The sequence below is a fragment of the Gammaproteobacteria bacterium genome (assembly GCA_013001575.1).
Taxonomy (GTDB): Bacteria; Pseudomonadota; Gammaproteobacteria; order Steroidobacterales; family JABDMI01; genus JABDMI01.
Genome location: JABDMI010000126.1, coordinates 1 through 5709, shown reverse-complemented (window position 1 = coordinate 5709; position 5709 = coordinate 1). Strand labels below are relative to the sequence as shown.

Sequence of the window (5709 nt, the reverse complement as noted above, 5' to 3'; positions counted from 1 at the left end):
CAACCACCTGCCACTTTCGGGATAAACACCACCACATCGCCATCAACCAGGGATAGATCCCAATTTACCAGTTCATGATTCACTGCGAGTCGGAGTTTTTGCCACTCGGAATGAAACTGATATTGTTCCTTTAGATCGGTGTACAAACGCGTAGCATCGCTGTGCTCCAGCTTTAGAACTTCGGTGTCTTTAGTGGCTTGTTCACGCAGCTCGGCGTAGTATTCAACGGTTACTGTGATCATGATTGACTTAGCGCGTCTCTTTCGTCGGGGGTATTAATGTTATCCAGCGCATGTTGATACGGCAGGGCAATTAATTGGATGTCTGAATTGAGTAATACTTTTCTGGGACATGATTTGCCATTCTCTATCGCTGCCTGAATATTTGCCACGATGTCAGGTTCCCAGATCGCACACAGGGGTTCCGGCAAGCCGTCGAATTCACTTATAAAAGCGGTTGCCTGTTTGCCAGGATCGCGTTGCGAGAGTAAGTATTGTAAAGTCTCCCGATTTAATAAAGGCAAGTCGCAGGCCACCACCAAAAAGGTCTGATTGGGAAATTGTCTAAAAGCACTGATGATACCGGCTAAAGGTCCCTGCACATCCGGGTCGTCTACCAAGGTCGGGAATTGCTGTCGGGTCTCCTCATTTTGATTTGCCTGACTGACTGATACAAACACTTCCGGGCAAAATTCGCTTAACAGTTCGACGCTGGACTCCAGCTGAGTCTTGCCATGGTAATCGATCAGGGCCTTGTCTTCGCCCATGCGGGTGCTTTGCCCGCCGGCCAGCACCAGACCGATCACATTGTTGTTGGCGTCAGGTGTTGTCATGCTTAACCTTTTTGAAAATCACTTTTGCCACCGGTTTTTGACAGCAGGCAAATATTTTCGATCACGATGTCATGCGACAGAGCCTTGCACATGTCATAAATGGTCAAGGCCGCAACCGCGGCGCCGGTCAGGGCTTCCATTTCCACCCCGGTTTTGTGGGTCACTTTAGCCGTACAGCGTATTTCAACACTCTCGTTATCGCCAAAGCGGATATCCAGTTTGCAGTTATCCAGAGCGAGCGGGTGACAGAACGGGATGAGTTCATGGGTTTTTTTTGCCGCCATGACCCCGGCGATGACGGCGGTATCAATAATAGAGCCTTTGGCCGTCTGCCCTGATGTTTCAAGCAGTTGTTGGTAAACGTCTTGAGGAAAAACGACCCGCGCTTGTGCGCTGGCGCTGCGTTGCGTGGCGGTTTTGCCCGATACGTCAACCATGCTCGCTTGGCCTTTACTGTCAATATGACTAAGAGTCTTTTTCTCCAACATGTTTATCCACCTATGTAAAACATTTCTATTTTCTCAGACTCCGCATGTGCACGCCCGGGTTTTGTCATGCGTTCTTCACTGTAGCGGTCGCGGCGTTGTTGCCAGTGCTGGGTCAATAATTCTTGTAACTCGTCATCGCTCAAGCCATCGCGTAATTTATCGCGTATCAACAATCCGGTATTGGCAAACAAACAGGTGTACAAAATACCTTCCGAGGATAATCGGGCGCGTGAACAGTGTCCACAAAATGGTTGCGAGATCGAAGAGATAAAACCCAACGTGCCTTGCCCGTCGGCATAACGATAGCGATTGGCAACATCGGAGCTTTGCTGACGTCCCAGCATTTCCAGTGGCCACTTTTGTTCAATTTTTTGTATCAGTTCCCTGGATGGCACCACTTTGTCCAGTTGCCACTGATTGAGTCCGCCAACATCCATGAACTCGATCAGGCGAACTTCCACGGCGGTTCCGCGAAAGCGTTGCAGCACATGCATAAAGTGGTCATCATTCACGCCACGCTGGATGACTGTGTTGACTTTAAGCTTCAAGTCTTTTTGTAATGTTGCATCCAGTCCTGCGTATACTTTTTCCAGGTCGACGGTACGCCCGCTGATGCGGTTCAAAAGATCCTGGTCGATGGCATCCAGACTCAAGGTCACACGATCCAGGCCGGCATCCACCAAGGCATCGATCTGTTCCGACAAGAACACGCCATTCGTGGTGAGTGCCACTTCCTTGATGCCGTCTATGCTTTTAATGCTAGCGATCAGTTGATCCAGATCTTTGCGTAACAAAGGTTCGCCACCGGTTATGCGAATTTTTTGCAAGCCTTTTTGCGCCAGAACATTGACCACACGTGTGATCTCGTTAAAACTTAACAAGTCTTCCTTAGGTAGAAAGTTGTAACGTTCGCCATTGGGTTTTTTGGGCATGCAATAGGTGCAACGCAAATTACACCGGTCGGTCACCGAGATACGCAGGTCGGTCAAAGGCCGTTGATAATGGTCGCGCAGCTCTGACTGTGCAGACACTATGCCAATATCCTGCGACAGTATATGATCCTTCACCACGGGAAGAATCTCACAATATCGCCGGCATTAAACTGGACAGTGTTTGCATCCAACTCCACAAAACCATCACTGCGGGTCAGGCTGACGGTGTCTCCCGAGGTGTTGAATGCCACGGGTTCGGCATAGCGAGCTTCTTGGTCGTAGAGTATCTTGACCGGTAGAAAATAGGTCAGAGCAGGTTTGAAATTTATATCTTCACTCAAACGGACCATTTGGGTGCGCCGTTTTAGCCCATTAACATTATCCAGGGCCGTAAGAATATAGCGTCTTGCCGTGATCATGGCCGAAACCGGATTACCCGGCAAACCAAATACCTGGGTTTTATTGTGGGTGCCGTACCACATGGGCTTGCCCGGTTTTTGTGCCACGGTGTGGAAGTGACAGGTGACGCCCAGATCCTTGAAGACCTGCGGTAATTGATCTTTTTGCCCCATGGAGACACCACCGGTAGTGATCACGAAATCGTGCTGCTTAAGAATGGCTTGCAGAGCGGTTGTTAAAACTTTTGCGTCATCGCCCAGAATAAATTCATTCACTCTGGTGTAGTGATGCATCTTTAACAAACTGGTGAGAGCCGTACCATTACTGGCATAGATCTGGTGATCCTTGATCGGTTCTCCTGCTTTGACCAGTTCATCACCGGTCATCACCACGGCGATCTTTGGCTGGATCTTGACTTTGGCTTGCGCGTAGCCCGCGGATACTAAACAGGCTATATGACTGGCTTTGAGTTTGGTATTGACCGGGATCAGTACCGCATTTTCAAGATGATCGCTGCCTTGATAATGAATGTTTGACCCGGGAGCAACATGTTTTCTGGAATTGAACGCATCCTTGATTCTGTATCCCGTTTCGGTTTTATCCAGTTGCTCAATCGGTATCACACAATCGGCATTAAGCGGTACAACCGCTCCGGTCATGATCTCGATACAAAAACCTGCCTTCAGTGTGATTGCCGCTTCACCGGCAAACTGGGTGGCCTGGAGGGTAAATTCCGGCTGCATAGCTTTCCAGTCATCGCTGTTTATTGCAATGCCATCCATGGTGACCCGGTCAAAAGGCGGTTGCGGACGTTTGGCGAGAATGTCTTCGGCCAATACGCGACCGTCCAGATGCTTAAAGCCTAGCTCTTCGCAATCGATTTGCGGTGTTTGTTCCTGGATAAGTTGTACAGCTGTACTGACTGTGATCATGAGCGGGTGCGATTAATAATTGATGAAGCGGACCAATAAGCGAATTGCAACAATAAATACCAATAAGGCGGTCATGCGACGTAACTGCATTGCGTTAAAGTATTTTAGCGCAATTCGGTTTCCTATGAGACCACCAATCAACACCGCAAACGGTAAAGCCAACAGTGAAACTAGCATGTCAAAACTTTGATCCAGGTTTGAACCGAGCTTGACCAGTTGACCCATGAGTCCGGCCAGGGAATTCACCAGAATGAACATGCAAGCGGTTGCGGCAATGGTTCGGGTCTTGGCCAAAGCGCGCAGATGCAGGATCGGTGCAAGAAAAATACCGCCGCCAATACCGGTTATCCCGGCAAGCAAGCCAACGGGCGCCCCGATCAGTATTCCGGTTTGCCAGTAGTTTATCGAACGCTTTACGTTGGAATCCTCAAAGGGTTTGATGAACAACAAGATCGACGCGATCAGCAAGGCCAGTCCCAGGATCAATACAAAAACCATTTCGGATATCGGCATGCTGCCACCGATAAATGCCATGGGGATGGAAAACGTGATCAAGCCCCCCAGCAGTTTTTTGTCCAGTAAGCCCTGGCGCAGATAAAAGACCGAACCAGTGGTCACAACAATAATATTGCAGCATAAGGAAATAACCGGAATGTGGCGATAGTCTATGTCGAATAAAACCAGAATTGCGGTATAGGTTGATCCACCGCCGAAGCCGACCGAGGAATAGATTATCGCTGTCAGAAAAAACAGTAACGCAAGAATTTTCATGCCATGCTGTGCTTAGTCATTATCGTCTTGGTTAATGGTATGTTTGATGCGTCTAACCAGCCAGCTGGTGATTCCCAATACCGGTAAAACCGCTATGGCTGCAACAATCGCCGGGTCTGCCGATAGCCCGGATTTATTAGCACCCTCGGCAATCGCCTTGATCAGTCCAACCACATAATAACTGATTGCGACCACTGATAATCCTTCCACGGTCTGTTGCAAACGTAATTGCAAACGACTTCTCCGATTCAAGGATTGTAACAAGCTCTGGTTTTGTTCTTCGATCTTGATATCAACCCGGGTGCGTAACAGGTTATTGGCACGTTCTGCCTGTTCCGAGAGATTTTGTAATTGTCCCTCAATTGATACACAGGTATTCACGGCGGGAACCAGACGCCGTTCGAGCATTTTTTTCCAGGATGAGAAGCCAGGCCAGGATTGTTCCCTGAGGTCACTTAAGCGTTGTAACACGATCTGGTTATAGGCGCTGGTGGCGGCAAAGCGGTGTGCAGTACTTGCCCTGAAGTCTTCAACTTTGGCGGCGTGTACCGATAAATTTTCAAGCAGCTCCTGTTCATCGAGCTCGTATTGCGATTCCTGAATCTGCATTTTTTTTATCAGCCTGGTCAGCGCATTGCCAGTATCGGAAATTTTCGGGATCAGGCTGCGCGCGTAGGGCAAGGCCAAGAGCGTTAAGATGCGATAGGTTTCTATTTCGATAATACGTTGCAGGGTGCGGCCAGCCTGATAATCACTCAAGCCCTGGTCATACACCAGTATTCTTGCAGCGTCGTCGTGATGCAGGCGAAAACTGCTCCACATACTGGCTTTGCCATCCACAATACTGCTGCCATACAATTGTGAGTCATCAAAGAATTTCGTGATCTGCCGGCTATCGGGCTGTTGAGCGCTTCGTTCGAAACGTAAATTCAGCCGCACCAGCAATTGTCCGGGGATTACATCCAGCCACTGCGCATCCAGTGATCCGGTCAGGTCTCGATTGAATGGTAAATCTGTAGTGCCGGGTGTTATCAGGGTAATGGTGCAAAACTCCTGATGCTTTTCCCAGCGCAGCTCATAAGCCGGCATGTTGGCGTAAAAACTGTTCGCATTTTTTGCGGGTGCTGGCTGCTGCGAGGTTTCGGCCAGGTTGGCAAGCATTTCCAGTTGTTGTGCGGCTTCACTTTGAGAAGTGAGTAAAGCCAGGTGTAATACATCGACGGAACCCGTGATCAAAGGGAACGGGCGAGCATGGATCTCGGCATACAACTGCTCGCGTAAAGGATGCCTGGTCAGTTTGGTCGCTAGATTATTCACGTCTGATTACACCGTCATGAGTATTTTGCGCTGAAAAA

At 49.1% G+C, this 5709-nt stretch carries 7 protein-coding genes; all 7 read right to left on the bottom strand.

All coding sequences use genetic code 11. The features are described 5' to 3' along the window. A partial coding sequence (locus HKN88_09895) for a MoaD/ThiS family protein (GenBank protein ID NNC98369.1) occupies nucleotides 1–242 on the bottom strand: 242 nt, incomplete at its 3' end. Next, nucleotides 239–832 (bottom strand): molybdenum cofactor guanylyltransferase, encoded by a 594-nt coding sequence (locus tag HKN88_09890; protein NNC98368.1) that lies wholly within the window; start codon nucleotides 830–832, stop codon nucleotides 239–241. The genes HKN88_09895 and HKN88_09890, both read right to left, overlap by 4 nt. Before the next feature lie 2 nt (nucleotides 833–834). Further along, the gene (gene moaC, locus HKN88_09885; protein ID NNC98367.1) at nucleotides 835–1326 is read right to left on the bottom strand and encodes a cyclic pyranopterin monophosphate synthase MoaC; all 492 of its coding nucleotides are present in this window, start codon (nucleotides 1324–1326) and stop codon (nucleotides 835–837) included. After that, the gene (gene moaA, locus HKN88_09880; protein NNC98366.1) at nucleotides 1323–2360 is read right to left on the bottom strand and encodes a GTP 3',8-cyclase MoaA; all 1038 of its coding nucleotides are present in this window, start codon (nucleotides 2358–2360) and stop codon (nucleotides 1323–1325) included. Before moaA ends, moaC begins: the two co-directional genes overlap by 4 nt. 23 nt (nucleotides 2361–2383) lie before the next feature. Then, nucleotides 2384–3583: a molybdopterin molybdotransferase MoeA gene (locus HKN88_09875; protein NNC98365.1), complete on the bottom strand. Its 1200-nt coding sequence runs from the start codon at nucleotides 3581–3583 to the stop codon at nucleotides 2384–2386. 12 nt (nucleotides 3584–3595) lie between these two features. After that, on the bottom strand, nucleotides 3596–4354 hold the full coding sequence (locus tag HKN88_09870) for a sulfite exporter TauE/SafE family protein (protein NNC98364.1): 759 nt from the start codon (nucleotides 4352–4354) through the stop codon (nucleotides 3596–3598). 12 nt (nucleotides 4355–4366) lie between these two features. Beyond that, nucleotides 4367–5671: a DUF3422 domain-containing protein gene (locus HKN88_09865; protein NNC98363.1), complete on the bottom strand. Its 1305-nt coding sequence runs from the start codon at nucleotides 5669–5671 to the stop codon at nucleotides 4367–4369. Nucleotides 5672–5709: the final 38 nt, after the last annotated feature.

Excerpts from the sequence above, each read along its gene's own strand:
- HKN88_09890 (NNC98368.1), bottom strand. The coding sequence starts at position 832 with ATGACAACACCTGACGCCAACAACAATGTGATCGGTCTGGTGCTGGCC.
- HKN88_09875 (NNC98365.1), bottom strand. The coding sequence starts at position 3,583 with ATGATCACAGTCAGTACAGCTGTACAACTTATCCAGGAACAAACACCG.
- HKN88_09870 (NNC98364.1), bottom strand. The coding sequence starts at position 4,354 with ATGAAAATTCTTGCGTTACTGTTTTTTCTGACAGCGATAATCTATTCC.